13 protein-coding genes and 6 pseudogenes are annotated in these 16910 nt (G+C 57.9%); 10 read left to right on the top strand and 9 right to left on the bottom strand.

Going from position 1 to position 16910, the window contains the following annotated elements; translation table 11 throughout:
• The first annotated feature begins 4 nt into the window (after positions 1–4).
• The 5 genes and pseudogenes from pstC to ACODNG_RS05625 all read left to right on the top strand — a co-directional run bounded on the left by pstC (position 5) and on the right by ACODNG_RS05625 (position 3404).
• A complete protein-coding gene (pstC, locus tag ACODNG_RS05645; protein WP_434522775.1) occupies positions 5–919 on the top strand; it encodes a phosphate ABC transporter permease subunit PstC in 915 nt (304 codons plus the stop codon).
• Entirely contained in the window at positions 919–1779 is an 861-nt protein-coding gene (locus ACODNG_RS05640; protein WP_434522774.1) for a PstA family ABC transporter permease, read from the top strand. The genes pstC and ACODNG_RS05640 overlap by 1 nt, the downstream gene beginning before the upstream one ends.
• Positions 1776–2561 carry a phosphate ABC transporter ATP-binding protein gene (locus tag ACODNG_RS05635; RefSeq protein WP_434522773.1) on the top strand — a complete coding sequence of 262 codons (786 nt, stop codon included), beginning with the start codon at positions 1776–1778 and terminating at the stop codon, positions 2559–2561. Before ACODNG_RS05640 ends, ACODNG_RS05635 begins: the two co-directional genes overlap by 4 nt.
• 66 nt (positions 2562–2627) lie before the next feature.
• A pseudogene (locus tag ACODNG_RS05630) lies at positions 2628–2867 on the top strand (IS200/IS605 family accessory protein TnpB-related protein); the annotation flags it as partial.
• A gap of 243 nt (positions 2868–3110) precedes the next feature.
• Positions 3111–3404, top strand: a complete 294-nt coding sequence (locus ACODNG_RS05625) for a hypothetical protein (RefSeq protein WP_434522772.1) — start codon at positions 3111–3113, stop codon at positions 3402–3404.
• A 49-nt stretch (positions 3405–3453) separates the two neighbouring features.
• Here ACODNG_RS05625 and ACODNG_RS05620 read toward each other — a convergent pair.
• The 5 genes and pseudogenes from ACODNG_RS05620 to ACODNG_RS05600 all read right to left on the bottom strand — a co-directional run.
• Positions 3454–3561 (bottom strand): annotated as a pseudogene (locus ACODNG_RS05620) (type II toxin-antitoxin system PemK/MazF family toxin); the annotation flags it as partial.
• A pseudogene (locus ACODNG_RS05615) lies at positions 3562–3830 on the bottom strand (AbrB/MazE/SpoVT family DNA-binding domain-containing protein). It abuts the pseudogene before it with no gap.
• A 46-nt stretch (positions 3831–3876) separates the two neighbouring features.
• Positions 3877–4185, bottom strand: a pseudogene (locus tag ACODNG_RS05610) (hypothetical protein); the annotation flags it as partial.
• 36 nt (positions 4186–4221) lie between these two features.
• A complete protein-coding gene (locus ACODNG_RS05605) occupies positions 4222–5562 on the bottom strand; it encodes an RNA-guided endonuclease TnpB family protein (RefSeq protein WP_434522771.1) in 1341 nt (446 codons plus the stop codon).
• Between the two features lie 78 nt (positions 5563–5640).
• Positions 5641–6349 (bottom strand): annotated as a pseudogene (locus ACODNG_RS05600) (hypothetical protein); the annotation flags it as partial.
• Positions 6350–6863: 514 nt separating this feature from the next.
• Between ACODNG_RS05600 and ACODNG_RS05595 the strand changes: the two are divergent.
• Both ACODNG_RS05595 and ACODNG_RS05590 read left to right on the top strand, forming a co-directional pair.
• On the top strand, positions 6864–7424 hold the full coding sequence (locus ACODNG_RS05595) for a DUF7342 family protein (protein WP_434522770.1): 561 nt from the start codon (positions 6864–6866) through the stop codon (positions 7422–7424).
• A 13-nt stretch (positions 7425–7437) separates the two neighbouring features.
• Positions 7438–7887, top strand: coding sequence for a hypothetical protein (locus ACODNG_RS05590; protein ID WP_434522769.1), 450 nt, complete (start codon positions 7438–7440; stop codon positions 7885–7887).
• A gap of 147 nt (positions 7888–8034) precedes the next feature.
• Here ACODNG_RS05590 and ACODNG_RS05585 read toward each other — a convergent pair whose 3' ends face one another.
• Positions 8035–8739: a hypothetical protein gene (locus tag ACODNG_RS05585; protein WP_434523060.1), complete on the bottom strand. Its 705-nt coding sequence runs from the start codon at positions 8737–8739 to the stop codon at positions 8035–8037.
• A gap of 457 nt (positions 8740–9196) precedes the next feature.
• Positions 9197–10382: pseudogene (locus tag ACODNG_RS05580) on the bottom strand (orc1/cdc6 family replication initiation protein).
• 519 nt (positions 10383–10901) lie between these two features.
• On the opposite strand from ACODNG_RS05580, the gene ACODNG_RS05575 reads away from it, so the two are divergent.
• Entirely contained in the window at positions 10902–11333 is a 432-nt protein-coding gene (locus ACODNG_RS05575; RefSeq protein ID WP_434522768.1) for a TRAM domain-containing protein, read from the top strand.
• Between the two features lie 69 nt (positions 11334–11402).
• Positions 11403–12155: a hypothetical protein gene (locus tag ACODNG_RS05570; protein WP_434522767.1), complete on the top strand. Its 753-nt coding sequence runs from the start codon at positions 11403–11405 to the stop codon at positions 12153–12155.
• Positions 12156–12239: 84 nt separating this feature from the next.
• Here ACODNG_RS05570 and ACODNG_RS05565 read toward each other — a convergent pair whose 3' ends face one another.
• Positions 12240–14825: a DUF6259 domain-containing protein gene (locus ACODNG_RS05565; protein ID WP_434522766.1), complete on the bottom strand. Its 2586-nt coding sequence runs from the start codon at positions 14823–14825 to the stop codon at positions 12240–12242.
• A gap of 518 nt (positions 14826–15343) precedes the next feature.
• Entirely contained in the window at positions 15344–15577 is a 234-nt protein-coding gene (locus tag ACODNG_RS05560) for a hypothetical protein (protein WP_434522765.1), read from the bottom strand.
• 357 nt (positions 15578–15934) lie between these two features.
• Here ACODNG_RS05560 and ACODNG_RS05555 point away from each other — a divergent pair, with 357 nt between their 5' ends.
• Complete coding sequence (locus ACODNG_RS05555) at positions 15935–16870, top strand: NAD-dependent epimerase/dehydratase family protein (protein ID WP_434522764.1); 936 nt, start codon at positions 15935–15937, stop codon at positions 16868–16870.
• The last annotated feature ends 40 nt before the right edge of the window (positions 16871–16910 follow it).

The following is a 16910-nucleotide window of genomic DNA, read 5'->3' as shown; positions in this document are numbered from 1 at the left end:
CCAGATGAGCAACGAGAGCAGCCGGCTGCGCCGACGGTTGGCCGTCGAGGGGGCGAGCAGCGTCTGGTTCCGCACCGCGGGCTATTTCGCGCTCCTCGTCTTCGTCCTCATCGGGGCGACGCTCGTCTGGAAGTCGCTGCCCGTCCTCTCGCAGTACTCCCTCGTCGAGCTGCTTACGTCTTCGACGTGGGACCCGGCGCAGAACCGCTTCGGCTTCATGCCCGCCATCGTCGGGACGCTCGCCGTCTCGGCCATCTCGATGGCCATTGGGGCGCCGATCGCGATCCTCACCGCCATCTACCTCGCCGAGTACGCCACCGATCCGTGGAAGACGATTATCTCCTCGTTCGTCGACGCGCTGGCGGCGATTCCGGGCGTCGTCTTCGGGTTGGTCGGCCTCATCGTCGTGGTGCCGTTCGTTCGGAACTACCTCGCGCCCGCGGTCGGTGCGGACAGTGCCGGTCAGGGGATCCTCACCGCGAGTCTGGTGATGGGTATCATCGTGACGCCGTTCATCGTTTCGCTGACCGTCGAGTCGCTCGAAGCGCTCCCGCGTGAACTCCGTGAGGCGACGCTCTCGCTGGGGGCGACGGAGTGGGAAGTGACGAAACACGTCCTCCTCCGGGCGGCAGGGCCGGGGATCCTCTCGGCGCTCCTGCTCGGCTTCGGACGCGTCTTCGGCGCGACGATCGTTCCAGCGATGCTCATCGGGGGCCAGACCGTCCTCCCGGAGAGCGTCTTTTCGCCCGGACAGACGCTCACGACGCTCATCGTTAACGACTTCGGCGAGCTGATGTCGCTCCCGCTGACTCAGTCCGCACTCATCTTCGTCGGCCTGCTGTTGCTCGTCGTCGTCTGGCTCTTCAACTTCGCCGCGATGCTGTTGCGGCGGCGACTCGAACAGAGGTGGCAGTACTAATGGACCGCTACACTGAACAACGCGTCGTCGACGGCCTCGTGCGTGCCGCGACGGCGATCGTGCTCGCCGTGCTGGCGCTGGTCGTCGGCGTGACGCTCGTCCGGGGCGGGAGCGCGCTGCTCGCCAATCCCGGGATCGTCGTCACGCCGCCCGGATCGACGTACATGCTCGACGGGACGGGCGGGTTCCTCCACGCAATTCTGGGGAGCGTGCTCATCGTTGGTCCCGCGACGGTCATCTCGACGGTGCTCGCGATTTCGACCGCGATATACCTCCAGTCGGACTACTCCAGCGAACGCTTCGCGGAGTACGCCAACCTCTTTTTGAACGTCCTCTGGGGGACACCGCCCATCGTCTACGGCGTGTTCGTGTTGACGATCATGATCGCGGCGGGCACGCGGGCGAGCCTGCTCGCTGGTATCCTTTCGATTACCATCTTCCAGTACCCCATCATCACCCGCTACACCGACGAAGCGCTGCGCTCGGTCTCGACCGAACTGAAAGAGACCACCTACGGGCTCGGGGCGACGCGATTCGAGACGGTCCGCGTCGCGATACGCGCGGCGTTTCCCGGCGTCGTCGCCGGCGTTATCATGGGCTTCGCCCGCGGAATCGGTGACGCCGCGACGGTCCTGTTTACCGCCGGCGGGAGCACCTCGATGCCCGGTGGCCTGCTCGAACCGGCGACGACGCTGCCGATCCTCATCTTCCAGCAGGCGACTTCCTTCAACGCGGAGGTCCGCTCGCATGCCTACGCGGCCTCGTTCGTGCTCATCGTGACCGTGTTAGCGCTCATCGGAATGTCGAAGCTGCTCGCCGGGCGGTTCGCCCGGTACACACCCGGAGGCCAAAGCGAATGACTGAGATAGACACCGCCATCGAAACCGACGACCTGCGCGTAACGTACACCGGCGACCAACCCGTCGAGGCGCTGAAGGGCGTCTCCGTCGGGTTTGCGGAGAACGAACTGACGACCATCATCGGTCCGTCGGGCTGTGGGAAGACGACGCTGTTGAAGTCACTCAACCGCCTTCACGACATCGAACCGAACGCCGAGGTGTCCGGTGACGTGTCCGTCGAGGGTGAGTCCATGTACAACACGGACCAACCCGTCCCCGAGATCCGGCGGAAAGTGGGGTACGTTCCCCAGACGCCGACGCCGCTGCCGATGTCGATCTACGACAACGTGGCCTACGGGGCGAAACTCCACGACGACTACTCGAAGGCGGAGCTGGACGAACTCGTCGAGACGAGCCTCCGAAAGGCGAATCTCTGGGATGAGGTCCACGACCGCCTCGACGCGCCGGGCGCGGGGCTCTCGGCCGGACAGATACAGCGGCTCTGCTTGGCTCGCTCGCTCGCCGTGGACCCGGATGTGCTGCTCTGTGATGAGGTCACCTCGGCGCTCGACCCGATTTCCGCGAAGGAGGTCGAGGACACGCTTGAAACGCTTAAATCGGAGTACAGTATTGTGATGGTAACTCACAGCATGGAGCAGTCGCAACGCATCGCAGACACCGTGGTGTTCCTCTACTTGGGGGAGCTCGTCGAGAAAGCCAGTATGGAGGCGTTCTTCGAGGACCCCGACGACGAGCGTACCGAGCGGTTCGTCGCCGGCGAGACGATCGTCGACACGCAGTAGTCGGCTCATCGACCGTGACCGGCGTCTCAGCTTCCGGCGCTGGAAACCCCTCCTCGCGGCGGGCGATTAGATGGGGGTGAAGAACGGTTTGTCCGCGACAGACTCCACAAGGTGTCTCAGCATATCGTGGAGTGGAGTCAGCAATTCGAGAAGCCGTGTATCGTCTTTTAAGACCTCAAAGAGATGCGCGACAGTATCGACTACGGTACGCGGATGAACCGACGCTTGTACCACCTCCCGTTCCGCGCCCTTCAGTTCAACTTCCTGTTGTACCTCGTGTACGCTCATCTGAAAGCGCTCTGGGTACTTGAGCAGCGTTTCACGGAACTCGGTGAGCGTTTCCACCGAACCGACGATCTGATACTCGCGTTCGAACCCCATGACGAGACGTTTGTGTGGCACACCGGTTGCGATGACATCCGAGATGACAGAGGGTTGTACCACTCAAGCGCTAGCCGGAAGACAATCGACCGGCGACGACTAGGATCAAATACTGATACAGAGCCCCCCGAGACGGGTCTTTATCCGTCCGATGGACCAAACTAAGGTATGAGCGACTCGGCGTCTCCAAGCGCCTCAGTCTCGCTGTCTAATCCGACTGACATTCCTACAGTCCTGAATCGGGCCGGCATCGATTACGTCGGTGTGCATGACCAGCGACTACTGGCTATCTATCACACCGGCATCTTCAATGTGGTAACCGAGCCGGAGCCGGTATCGAATGCGCACACACTCCAGATCGAATGCTGGGAAACACCACTCCGGTCTCGTGACGATGAGCGGTCACCCCAGGAGCTTCTTGAGGACTTTATCACCGTGTTTGATCCTGGGGATACACCGTGAATGGAGCGATGATGGTTGTCGGTGAGTATTGATTCCCAACATCGTTCTAGATGACAACACAGGGCCGGCTCTTTCCTTGCTGCTCACTCCCTTTCGTGGGATTCAGTTCAACGATGACAATGTCGCCGCGGCGTACCTGGACACTTGACTCCGGAATTCACTCGCTCCAGCCGGGTGCGTCACCGAGATGCCCGGTTGCTTCTGCGGATGCTTCTTCCATTTCTTCAGCCAACTCACGAGACCGCTCGGCTCTCTTTCGATATCCTTCAGCAAGCCGTTCTTCATCTGTCGGCGGTTTGAGTATGCTCTCGTCATCCACTTCGACGAATTCAATTTCGTCACCGCCTTTGATGCCACGACGGTCCCGCAGTTTCTTCGGAATCGGCACTGTCCCCGATCTCCGACTTTCCGTTTATGTTCGGACATACCTATTCATACTTTTTCATACTGCTGTAGATGTCTGTGGGTCCGCTCAGATACCAAGATCGCGGAACGTCCAGTCGTTCGGCAGGGTGGCGTCGAAGCCGGTCTCTGCGACGAGGTCACGGATGCGCTGTTCGACCGTGTTGTCCAGCTCGAACGTGTCGTCGAACTCCTCGTGCCAGTCGTAGTACCGTGGCATCCCCGGCCAGTAATCGTCCGTCTGTAGCCCGTAGACGCAGTCAAGCAGATAGCGACGATACGGCAGATCGTCACGGGCGGGACGCGAGAACGTCCCGTCGATCGATTCGTCTCTCACTAACGCTTCGAGCAGATCGACCGCCGCGTACTGGTCGGCGTGAAGTACCCCGCGCACGGTGGCGCGGGGCATCCGTGTTTAGTCCTGCACTGCTGACGCAACGGACTTTAATTCCTCTCGCGCTCCCTGTGACAGTTGCGCCGACGTTCCGTGTCGGTCAACACCCGAACCCAAAGCGAGTCCGTGAGAGTCGGTCGCTCCACCACGACCCGATGCCGTCCGTCTCACCTTCTTCACTCGTGGAAGGGTTTCGAGAGACGGCACATTCTCATTCTTCTGCTTGCTAAACCACTTCTGCACGACACACACCGCCGCCTTCCTATCAGCGTGGTCTTGGAACCCACACCGACGACATTTGAATCGCTTCTTCTGACGATTTGCTCGCTTCGTGTGCTGACACTCTGTTCTTGGACACTGTTGGCTCGTGTACTCGGGGTTAACATCGTCAGACGGAATCCCATCCCACGCAGCCTTGTACGACACCATCTCTTGGAGTGCAGCGAACGGCAGCGAGTGTAGGCGACGGTTCATCCGCGTTCCGTAGTCGATGGAGTCTCGCATGTCTTTGAGGTCTTCAAAGACGATAAGCGGGTTCGTGAACTGCGAGATCCATTCAACTACTCGGCGAGACACCTTGTGCAGGGAATCGTGAACGTAGTCGCGTTCTTCGGTCTGCACAACTGTCTCAAACGCGGTTTGCTTGGCTTTCTGCATCCGCTTGCGCTTAGTGAAGAACTCGTGACGCTGTTCTTTCACTGACGGATACTCAAACACCACGGAGTCTTTCACCGATCCACTCCGACTCATCGCAGCGAGCGCGATGCAGTCTTCGTTTACGTCCACACCGACAATTGTGTCTGCATCGTGCTTGTTGGCGACTCTGTGGTTCCCGTGTGTGACCGTGACGTGGAGTCGCCACTCATTGTGTTTGTGAACAACTTGAGCAGTACCAACTCGCCACTCTGCGTCGATAAACGCGGTTTGGAGTCGGTCAAAGTGAAGGGGGCTGCCACGAAGTTCGCCTTTGACGTGCGTCCCTCTTGTCGCAGTGATACGGAATCGAACCGTACCGTCGTCTTCGGGGAACAGACGGTAGCCTTCCCCGTGGTTCATCACGATCGGATACAACGTATCAATGTACGGATAGGGGCGACCCCACCCGTCATCTTTGTTGTCGTGATAGCGTTCGATTTCACCGAGTGCCTTGTCAACGATGAGTTGGCTGGTATTCTTGACGTGGTCGGCGTTGTCAACAACAGTCGATTTAATCTCGTCCCAATCCCAGCTGTGTCGATCGAGACGATTAGCTTCGTTGCGGAGGCGTCGGGCTTCGAGACAACCGGTTTGCAAGTCATCGCCACTCCCCGTGTGGATGTCTAGTCCGAACGACAAAGTTTGGGTGAGTTTGGACGACTGCACTGTATTTTGGTATGGTTTGATTCTTGTCAATAGTTCGTATTGTGGCGCGCTTCACCCACGGGCACGGTGGCCCGTGGTACTCGCGCTGCTCTCTTTATAGAACGCGTGTTCGAGCGTCGGAGTAACCGAGAAGATGTCCTCCGAGGCGCGAGCGTGGAGACGGTCGGCCACCGAGTGGTCGGGATGCCCGATTCCCCACCCGTACGCGTGGACCTCCTCCTGTGTGGTATCGGCTGTATCGCCGGCAGTGACTGCCCACGGTATCGAGGTATTCGAGCGCCGCAACTGGAATCGCCGACACGCCATCGGTCAACCGCGTGCGGATCAGATTCCGGCCCACAGCATTCGCGATCGTGGGCGTCACGAGCGGCAGTTCGTCGTCCGCGGTCGGGTCGTACGCATCGATGACCTCCTTGAGGAATTTCCAGCCCGCTGACCGCGCCGCCCCGTCAAGGGCGTCATTAACGCGCTCGTGGTACCGCCAGAACACGTCTCGGTATGTCTCGCCACCGTCGTCTTCCTCGAGCGTAGCTGAGAGCCCGGACTCGAACTCGACGAGTGTCTCGTGGACGGCGGCTCTGTCACCACCAGAAAAGCGGTTGAGTAGGGTGTCGAGCTCGGCGACGGATGCGTTTCGTTCGTCGGCCGGCGACGAACCTGCGGATTGAGACTGGTCGAGATCAGCCGAGGCGACGGGTGTCTTTGATTGGCCATCCTCACAGTCGTGGAGACGGAGACGGGTGAGTGTCTCGAACGACGCTCCGCAATCGTCGCACTCGTGAGGCATAGTCCTACTACAGGGATGTAGGCAAAATGCGTTCTTCTTTGGTCACGAATCCCAGCAGGGCCTCGCTAGCGACGATGCGGCTGGCCGCTGTCTTTTCGAAGCAGTGGTGTCTCTATTGGTAGATGAACTATTATAGTTTAGACTATTGTGCTCTGTTGAATCCGATGATGGCACGGGAATCACGATCTCTGAAGGCGGATTTATCGCTCTCTTCGTCGGCGATGAATTGGATTGTTCTATCCTGTAATCTCGATCTACTCGCTGTCTGCCAAGATTCCATCTTCAAATTCTCTCAGCAGCAGCTCTGAACCGAGTATAGAATACCCCGGTCCTGACGCCTTCTGCGGATTCAACAGAGCAGACTATTGTAGTCTGATTTCTAACTTACACGCGAGAAGCGCCAGTCGCTCGCTACCCGATCCTTAGCCGCCATCCAGCTGTTGAACTCACAACCAGATTATCGATATTTCTAGGCTGGAAAAGATATATATCGGTATCACTCGAACAACACCGTATGGCTGAAGACGAATCGAAGGCGGGATCATCACCACGCGACACGGAGGCCGCGGAACGGCAGTGGCGCGAGAATCGGACGACGTTCCAGCGGGTGTACGACATAATCTCCGGTGTGACCGAATACGAACGGGTCGATACGATCGCGGAGCGCGCAGCGTGCTCGGTGGACGGTGCCCGCAACGCACTCACGCAACTGACTGAGATGGGCATCGCGACACGGCGTGGCAACCGCCCGGTGGAGTTCCGACGGAACGACTCGTACTTCCGGTGGAAGCGGATCGAAACGCTTGCGGATGACCACTCACGTTCTGAACTCCGAGAGCGACTCAACGAGTTGATCGACGAAGACGCCGAGTTCCAAGACCGGTTTGCGGTGCCGGATCCAAACGCGGTTCCGTCCACACGACTCGCTGACGGCGATCACACAGCAGTCCACGAGTCGCTTGAGTCACTGTCGCGCTGGCGGACGGTTCGGTACGATATCGAACTCCTCCAAGACGCCATCACGCGAGTTGAGCGTCACCAGCATGGCGACGATCAGGCTGGAATCTCCGCGTGAGCGCGCCCCGTAGATGAGCGACGAACACGAGGACGCGCCGGAGAGTGGCCGACTCGATCGAACGACGCTGGAAACACTCGCACGACGGTCCGAAACGCATCCCTTAGTCGCGTCGTGGGCGTTCACCCCGGATCGGCTGTCTCCGCGCGCGCTCGAACTTACGCTCGATCCCTCGGCGTATCCCCCGTCTGTTGAGGCTGTCCGTCTCGATATCCACTGGTTCGTGACTGGCGATTATTATCTCCACTACGTAGAGACGCGCACGGAGACTCGCTACCAGTGTCGGTGGGATCGACACCCGAAAACGAATGCCCCACGAACGCATATTCATCCGCCGCCGGACGCTGGCGAGGCTGAACCCTCATCGGTTGGAACACACCACCTTGACGTGTTGTTCGAGGTGCTTGATTGGGTTTCTGAGCGTGTCTCGACGCTTCACGACGCCTCACGGCAGTCCAAGTGAAAGAGCAGACGTCGCCGTCCAAAAACAAGCGCAAGACCGTTCAGGAGTTGTTCGAGAACGCTCTCACAGTTGCTCGTCAGTGACCCACGACTGGAGTCGTGGGTCACTGACAGTTTCTCAGACTCATCTTCCAAGTTCACCACGTCGTCAGAGTCGCTGAGCGACAACCGACCCGACTGCGGATCGCAGCGTCTCTACGTCGATGCCACTCTGGTCAAGACGGACGTACTCCTCTCGGACGATCCTCTCGAAGACACGTGTCTGTACTTTGCCAGTCGTCACTGTGTTTCCTGCCGCTTCAACAGCTTCGACGGCTCGGTTGACCCGTGTGTCGGTCACGAGTTCGCTGGCAACCGCTGACGGCTCATCGTGAGCGAGTTGCTCAGTCGGTTGTTCACCAACAGTGAGTTCGGTCAAGAGTGCGCTCCCACTACTGCGGTTCTCAATACGGACCCCTGCGGCGGGTCCGTCATACCACGCAGAGTCAGGTATCTCGAACTGCTCGGGAGAAAAATCACGGACGTTCACCTCTTTTTGAAACGTGTTCACTGGCGTGAGACTGAGGCGCTCAAACACCTTGTCGGCCCTATCACTGGAGACGAATTGATCGTTGGGTTCGTTCCAGATGGCAAGGCCAAGAAACGACGGCAGTCGCTCCCACTCGTAGTCAACACCCACGTGACACGGCGCCACACCGAAGAAGACGTACGCTGATGGATTTTCGACAGCGCTGTGAAACGCGTCGCGGTCGAACTCGTCTCGAATGTGTCGAACAGCATGTTCGTATTCCGGTGGGATGTCATCGAGGACCCGCTCGCGGTCTCCGAAGATCAAAAGCCCAGACGACTCCATTGTGAACCGCACCCGCGGCCCAACAACGTGCTCACGAAGCCAGAGGTGTCCGCGCGACAGCAACGCTTCGGGGGCGTCTTCGAGCTGCGGTGGTGGCGGATGCGATTTCATGAAGGGATGTTAGTTCTTCTCACCGCGGAAGTAATATAGGTCCTTGCTGTCCTCCCGCGACCGCAGCGCCACTCAAGATAAGATCTCTGACCTCGATAGTTGCCCTTGCTGAGACGGACTGTCGCAAGTTTTCTGCGCAACAGCGGCGGGCCGGTTTTACACACCCTGTCAGGCGGCTCACCGTGAGTGGCTCCGGTGAGGGGCCCGCGGGGGCGTGAAGCGCTCGTTTACAATTCTTCACATCAACCCACTAACCTTCGATCGCGACACGACACACCCACCCCACCGGTTCCGCTGTTAGCACGGGGCGGACGCCGCTATCTCAGCACCACAGGAGAATCCTCACTCACGCCGACTCCAACAACGTCGACAACCCACTTCGAACCGCCGACACGGACTGTTCGAGTTGATGTTCGTTGTATTTCCCGCCGTCTTTTCCTCGATTATGTTCTGTCACACCCGTGATCCCTAACTGTGCCAACTCCCCCAGATAGTCACGGACTGACCGCTCCGAGACCGGACTCACCCCTTCTGAGCGAGCCACGGACCGGTACGTCTCGACGACTTCGCGTGTCCGAACCGGCGTGTCGCCACGTTCGTGGAGCCGTGTGAGCGCGTACAATACGAGCTTTCCATGTTGCGAGTAGTTCTGTATTCCCTCGATCACCTGGTCCGTTTGAACGCGCTCGCGGGCTTCTTGGACGTGGGTCTCGGTTACGACGTTGGACCCACTCTCGCGGGCGACATCGCCCGCCTCTAAGAGGAGATCCAAAGCCTTCCGTGCGTCACCAGAGTCTTTCGCTCCATATCGCAGCACACATCGCAATCACCCCGTCTTCGAGAACATTGTCTTGAAAGGCGACGCGTTCGCGTTGTTCGAGGACGAGGCGGAGCTCATCAGCATCGTACGCACTGAATGAAACCTCTTTTTCACAGAGCGACGATTGGACCTTCGAGGACAGCTGGGTCCGGAAGTCTAGGTCATTCGAGATCCCGATGACACCGAGCTTCGCCTCGCTAATGTCGCCGTTCGAGCGAGCCCGCGAGAGCTTGTACAGGAGCGAATCATCACCAATGTGATCGACTTCGTCGAGGACGATGAGTACTGTCCCCCCGTACGCATCGAGTTCGTCGAAGAGGAACTCGTACACGCTCGCTTGTGGATAACCTGTATTGGATATCTGTCGGCCCGGTTCACGGAGTTCGTTGACCAGCTTCACGGCGACCTGGTAGGACGTGTTCAGCCCGTCGCAGTTGACTTCAATCGTCGTGAGCTCCAACTCTGGGACGTCGGTCGCGTCCCGCTCAAGCGTACGAAGGAGATAGCGCGTGGCCGCAGTCTTGCCCACGCCACTCTTCCCATACAGAAAGACGTTCGACGGAGTCTCGTTGTTAATGACCGGCTGGAGGGCAGCGTGGTATCGAGTCAGTTCTTTATCACGCCCAACGAGACTGTCAGGGGTCCACTCTTCGAGGAGTGCTTCCCGATTCTCGAAGATTGCGTCGTTTGGTGTGAACGAGAAGTTTCCCATACTGGTGGGCCTCTCTAAGAAAATGTAAAACCACCACTTCTGTTGTTTCCGTTGTAACCACTTATTTATATACTATCCATCCCCGCTGCTTCCGCTGTTCGTATCAGGATGCCTCGCACATCTCACGTCTTGGGGCGCATCCAATTGAGCCACCGCTAGGGCACTGCTCCGTTCTAACAGCGGAAGCGATGGGGTGTGCGGGTGAACGCACCTCACTACCAGAAGGCTACTAACAGCGGAAGCAGTGGGGTGGGAGTCCAATCGGTATCAGAGACCATCATCTTGAGAGGCTCTCCCTGCTCGTTTTATTGGAAACCATTACACTCAGGCCAGCTATTGACCCGGTCGACCTTTGCCCGCGTGAACAGCGGAAGCGGTGGGGTGGGAGTGCTCTCTGGCGTCTTCGAGGTGCGCTCAACTGCGGGACGGTGAACATTCAGGTTTGGGCAGGCTATCGTGCTATTATTGTGTAAACGCTAGAATCAAGTTGTCTGCTCCGAGTCAAACTACTACGTAATTATGGAACCTTCTGAGACGCTCCAGACACTCTATACGGCACCTGTCGAGCAAGCTGACGGCACCTACCAGATTACAGTCCCAGACCGCGAGATCGCTAGCCGAACGCTGGCTGAAGGTGAAACGTACCGTATTGCGCTCATTTCGACAGCAACGTCACATACGGAGACTACAGCGCCTGATTCTGACCATGGAGTCGACCAGGATGAGCAACAGCAGAAAGCGGATAGCCCGCCTGTCACAGAAGGCGAACACCGAGACGTTGAAATCGAGCACCTTGGCGACCAGGGTGATGGGATCGCGAAGGTCGAACACGGCTATGTCGTGATCGTGCCCGACACAACGGTTGGAGACCGCGTCACCGTCGAGATCCAACAGGTACGCGAAAACGTGGCGTTTGCGGAGGTTGTGGATCGTCACCCGCCTAGCAGATAGCATCACCGGCTAGCAAACCGATGCGAGGCCAGCCAGAAAGCTTTCACAGGGGCACCCAAGATAGTACCTGTGTCGCTGGCCATCACTCACTTCGCGGTTGGAGGCATCTGTACGGCGCTCGTTGCGCTGTACCTCCTCCCACCAACGCGGTACGCGCGTACCCTTGTCCTCCTTGGCGGTGGCTGGGGTATGCTGCCGGACGTCCACTGGGTCGCTCCGCTGTATGCTGCCGAACTCAAAGCTCTCCATTCCTCAGTTTTCACGAATATCTTCTGGTTTCACCAGACGCTCGATGTCGTCGATCCAACCGATTCATACACGGTTGCGGCGCTCGCGCTCGGCGCGTTCATCCTCATCGTGAGCCTTGGCGACCATTGGGCGTATCGGACCGCTGAGCGCATCACGGCCCCCTCTGACTCCGGGCCCCTCACGACAGTCCGCTCGCTGAATACACTTGTGCGGACCGCCGGCCTCCTTGGGCTCATCTGTGGGGCCGGGATCCTCGTAGTGGGTACTCTCCACCCCGGCGTCGACGAGCTCCAAGGGTTGTATCTCGGTCTCGGAACGTCTCTGGCGAGCACCGGGGGATTCGCTCTTGCCGGTCAGCTCACCCTCGCGCCATGGGTGACCAATTGGTTCTCACCGACGGTGATGCGTGTCCTTGCCGGGATAGGCAGTCTTGTGCTCGCGGTCAGTGGCGGCACACTCGCTGCCAGCCCACTTCGATACGGCCTGACAGCACACTCTGTCGTCGTGAGCGGTATCGGCGCGCTACTACTGGTGCTGGCCGTCGTGTGTGCTCGCCTCCGGCTTCAGAGCTAATTAGTCGGAGGTGGCTCTGTTGAAATCTATTCCCATCTGAAACAGCCGGTCGATGAGAGTTACGTATTCAGCGCTTCTCCATCGTCACTCGTCTTCGTCGGTTCCAGACAACCACTTGAGCGCCCCCAACCCAAGGGCACCTATCCCATGAACCGCGGTGAACCCAGGTGTCTCCTCATTTGTCGACGTTTGTGACTCGGATTCATTCGTTGTATCCGAGGGAGCCTCTGTGGGTTCGCCAACGGATGAGCCGAGATCGATCGCACTATTGAAAGATCCCTCCTCGAACGCACGTTTGGCCTGTACAAGGCGACCAGATTCCTCGTCGTCGATTCGGGCTTGCGCCTCGATGATCGCAGTTAACGCGTCCTCCCGGTCAGAGTTCGACGGAGCAGTCACGACGATTTCTACGCTTGCAGGTGAGACGGCCAACGGCACGGTACCGTTCTCGTCCTCCTCGATCCGTTGGTACTCCCCGTCGACGAGCCGATACACAAGCCCGTCGGATGGAATCTCGAACTGCTGATTTGTCAGGTTAAGGTCAGTCTCCTCTACCTGCTCCGTCGGATTCGCCAAAACGACCGCAACCTCGTCATCGTCACTTCGAAACGCCTGTCCACGCGTTCGGGCGGTTACTGGTTCGCCACGCGGCGATGGGACCTCGACGCGTTCACTCTCGATCGATGGAGGTCGAAGCATCGTTCCTGAGACGAGGAACCTCTCGGCGTAGGTCGTCCTCGCTCGCCCAATTTCGCCGAGGAAGTCGACCAGATCCTCAAATAGCTCCGGTCTCCCAGGCTGACCCTCAAGTGTGAACTCCGGAACGCCACTCCAAAGCAGCATACGAGTGAGAATAAGTCGAATGTATGGTTCTTTTGCGGTTTGTCCCTGAATCGGGCCCTCTCCGTTCTGATGGTGAACGAGAAAGCGGTCACCGAGGCCGTACTGGAGCATAGGAACGGGCTCGGCTATCCCAGCTCCGGCGGAGCCACCATCTAATTCGGCCCGACAATCACGGGAGTTCACCATCGCCTGGTAGGGAAGCATGTAGTCGGAAGCGCCTTCACCGCCGAGGACCGCTCCTTCGTCGACGTCCGTAATCTCTTCGTGGACCCGCCGGAAGAGGGTTCTTACTGCGTTCGGGTACCACCGCCCCGGCCCGACCGGATGATCGTGGTCAGCACGGTGACATGCTAGCGTCGCCGACCACGGGAGTCCGTCGAGTTGTATTCCTCGAACCCCTAGTTGTGCTAACGTCGACGCGACATCAACAACACGGTCCTGAAGGGATGAAACGCTCAGATCGAGTTGATACAGTTTCTCACCTCGTTCCTCGTAGAATCGTTGGTTCCCATCCCCTCCAGCCATAATCCATGACTCGACCGTGTCTTGGTCCCGTCCAAAGGTATCGGACCCCTCCCAGAGGAAGGTCGGGTTGAAGAACGCAGTCGTCGGCACCCCGTTGTCCTCCAGGTTTCTAATCATCGCCGAGAGAGATTCAGATCCCTCATGCGGTGGGAGCCAGTCTCCGCCCCCGGGATATCCGTTCTTCTGCCAGCCGGTTTCGTGGTGGATGAGGGGGGCGTCGAGGTACTCGCGGTAGGCTACAGTGTGTTCGGCTGAGCTCTCAAACGAGGACGAGCCGGACTGCCCCCACTGCGGGCGCTGGTGGGTACGACTCCGATACATCAACTGGTGCTCGCGTAACCACTCGGGATTCCTGAATGGTTGTTCGGAGAGCCACCCATCACGATTCAGCCAGTCCACGTATCGATCGACAGCGTCGTACCAGTTACCTCTGAGGACACCGAAAGTCGTCTCGTACTCTGGTTCGATAGTTGATGCCTCCTGTGAGAACGTGTGAGCCGTACTGTACGAGAGTGTGCTTCCATCTGAACCCCACTCGAAGCGTTTCATCCGCCCTCCCGTATCGCGGGCATCGCAGTAGATACCAACTGTCGGACCGGTGTACGCAGAGAACTGCATTGTCGCGCTCCCGCTTGGGTATTCGGCCCCGACTGTCCCATCGACCTCCGTGACTGGGTCCCGATACAGCCGGCCGAGCCTCGTTGGGACGGCGAGCGCGTCTCTGCCGTCCCCAGAGAGTGGTGCGATTCCATCGACGAAAGGATAGTGGAACTCCCTTACCGACCACTCGCTCTCGTTTTCGATGCGTCCGTTCCACCTCGCAAACGGCTCGCCCTCGTTGAGTTCGACACGGATCGTGACGGTCGCATCCATCGTATCGACGATATCGTCGCCATCTTCACCCTGCGCTTTCACCTCCGGGGACTCCCACGTCAGTTCGACACCGACTCTGCCAGAAGACATGGTAGTAGAGATATCGGTGAGGGTCGCACGTCCAGTGTAGATCTCCGCATAGTCGTACTCATCCGTGTACAAGACCCCCTTCCAGACGTTTTCACTCCCCCCGTCGACGAGGAGGTCAGTTCCGCTTGGTGGATGGCGCATGTTGGTGATTCCACCTGTCTCTCGATCGAATTCGAGTTCAAATGATTCGTTGGCAAGTAGTGGATTCTCGTCTACCTGCCGAACCGTAGGCGGTGATCGGTCGACGCTAGCACCCCGGACCGTGTTGCCGAGCACTGTCACACCTATCCCGGCGAGAACGGAACGGCGCAGAAACGACGGATACCGAGAGTCTTCCATAGCAAATAGGTACAGCGATCTGTCATAAAACCACTTACCACACCACTCGTGAACGGATTCATAATCGTCTTACCGCGGGGAGGATGTCAATGGATTCACTCATGTTGGTTGAGTTTCACACTAGAGGTTCACTAATTCAACTACTACCTCATGGAATGGACTGCCCCAAGTTCTTCCGCTTAATTGTTGAGTAGCATATCTCGATCGTTACAGCTTTTAGGGGAATGAGGGTGAGCGTGTGACACCGCTCGGAACTGGAGCCTCTCTGCGAAGCCTGCTCCGCCCCTCCTATAGCAAATAACAGCCATCCATCTTATACTTCAGGCAGACTCTGGACTGAACTGGAATCAACGCTAGCAACCAGTAGTGGTATTTGTTGGCTACGCTCTCGTCTAGCGATCCGCACTAAGTCGCACTCCCATGCGGGAGCCGATAAGATAGTATCCGGAGCCGGTGGTCGACGGCAGCGACGCCAGCAAGATATGGCTGTCGTTCGTCTCACCCGGCCATGCGCCCGCTCAAATGTTGCGTTCCTCAAGAAGGGTATCGATAATTTCGACGAGATGGATCACTCCAGGATCAATGTCGTGATCCCCAGCAGTCGCGTAGTCCAGAAATGCGTCAATATCGTCGTGATCAAGCTTGCCGCTCGAGACAGCATCTACGATTGTCGTCTCCTCTGCCGTTACAATGGCGAGTACATCACGACACGGCTCTGGGCAATCACGTGTCCGATAGGAGCCGGAACCCATGTGATCCAAATTATAGCTAATCATCCATATAGATTCACCTATATTTCTGATATCTTACTGGAATCGTCGTGGAGAGAGGATGCTTCGTTGATCGCCTCTTACCTCTGAAGGGGTGCGATTACCTGAAGGTATATGGAAGGTTGTGCGTTTCCGTTCCCCTAGCGGTGTGTGATTTTTTCTCATCGTCGGCTTGGCTTAGCGTATTGGCTCGTCCAGCAGTGACCGGTCGGAGCTAGATACGCCATCCTAACGGACTGATGAGCTGGCCGCCGAGTTCACCGACCCGTCTCTCACACCGGTCCTTTGACGACCGTTCTGTTTCCAAATCTACATGCCGGTCGCTACTGTTGCTCACATATGGATCTGACAGATGCTACTGTACTCGTCACGGGCGGCGCAGGGTTAGTTGGCAGCCACCTCGCAGCAACACTTGACGACGCGGGTGCGACAGTCCGCGTTGTTGATGATCTATCGAAAGGCGAACGTGAGCGTGTCCCAGCCGACGTGGCGTTCACGCAAGGCGATATGACTGACTCCGATGATGTCGATGAGGTCATCACGTCCGATCTCGATATGGTGTTTCATCTCGCCGCGTACACCGACACAAACTTCGACGACGATCGGAAGCTGTTCGAGGAAAATACCGAGATGACGTACAACCTTCTCGAAGCGATGCGTGATGCGGATGTCGACCACTTCGCGTTTACGTCATCGTCGACGGTGTACGGTGAGGCGCCACGGCCAACTCCTGAAGATTACGCCCCACTCGAGCCAATCTCAATTTACGGGTCCTCAAAGCTCGCTGATGAAGCGCTCATCTCGACATATGCGCACTCGTATGGCATCCAGTCGTGGGTGTTCCGCTTTGCGAATATTGTCGGGCCGTACCAACGTGGAAACGTCGTCCCCGACTTCATCGAGAAACTCATCGACGATCCCACTGAACTCGAAATTCTCGGCGATGGCCGTCAAGAGAAGTCCTACATGTACGTTTCCGAGTGCGTTTCGGCCATAAAATACGTCGTTGAACATGCCGATGAGCCGTTCAACATCTACAACTTGGGGACAAAAACGACTACGTCTGTCACCGATATCGCGGATATCGTCAGCGATGAACTTGGTGTCGATCCTGACTACACCTACACGGGTGGGGATCGCGGCTGGACGGGTGACGTGCCGAAGATGCGACTCTCAATTGAGAAGCTCGCGGCACTCGGATGGGAACCGACACGATCGAGTGATGAGGCTGTACGACAGGGTGCTCGCGATCTGATCGGCGAAATCGTCAACTGACATCACCTGGGACTGAGCTAAAATGTATGACTATAAATAA

Origin of the sequence: Halorubrum sp. AS12 (assembly GCF_051122765.1) — an archaeon.
Taxonomy (GTDB): domain Archaea; phylum Halobacteriota; class Halobacteria; order Halobacteriales; family Haloferacaceae; genus Halorubrum; species Halorubrum trapanicum.
Note: the sequence above shows the minus strand (reverse complement) of the source record. Positions and strands in the feature narration are given on the sequence as shown.

What these genes read in the sequence shown, in the direction of transcription:
- pstC (WP_434522775.1), top strand. Translation starts at nt 5, where the DNA reads ATGAGCAACGAGAGCAGCCGGCTGCGCCGACGGTTGGCCGTCGAGGGG.
- ACODNG_RS05640 (WP_434522774.1), top strand. Translation starts at nt 919, where the DNA reads ATGGACCGCTACACTGAACAACGCGTCGTCGACGGCCTCGTGCGTGCC.
- ACODNG_RS05635 (WP_434522773.1), top strand. Translation starts at nt 1,776, where the DNA reads ATGACTGAGATAGACACCGCCATCGAAACCGACGACCTGCGCGTAACG.
- ACODNG_RS05625 (WP_434522772.1), top strand. Translation starts at nt 3,111, where the DNA reads ATGAGCGACTCGGCGTCTCCAAGCGCCTCAGTCTCGCTGTCTAATCCG.
- ACODNG_RS05595 (WP_434522770.1), top strand. Translation starts at nt 6,864, where the DNA reads ATGGCTGAAGACGAATCGAAGGCGGGATCATCACCACGCGACACGGAG.
- ACODNG_RS05590 (WP_434522769.1), top strand. Translation starts at nt 7,438, where the DNA reads ATGAGCGACGAACACGAGGACGCGCCGGAGAGTGGCCGACTCGATCGA.
- ACODNG_RS05585 (WP_434523060.1), bottom strand. Translation starts at nt 8,739, where the DNA reads ATGGAGTCGTCTGGGCTTTTGATCTTCGGAGACCGCGAGCGGGTCCTC.
- ACODNG_RS05575 (WP_434522768.1), top strand. Translation starts at nt 10,902, where the DNA reads ATGGAACCTTCTGAGACGCTCCAGACACTCTATACGGCACCTGTCGAG.
- ACODNG_RS05565 (WP_434522766.1), bottom strand. Translation starts at nt 14,825, where the DNA reads ATGGAAGACTCTCGGTATCCGTCGTTTCTGCGCCGTTCCGTTCTCGCC.
- ACODNG_RS05560 (WP_434522765.1), bottom strand. Translation starts at nt 15,577, where the DNA reads ATGGGTTCCGGCTCCTATCGGACACGTGATTGCCCAGAGCCGTGTCGT.
- ACODNG_RS05555 (WP_434522764.1), top strand. Translation starts at nt 15,935, where the DNA reads ATGGATCTGACAGATGCTACTGTACTCGTCACGGGCGGCGCAGGGTTA.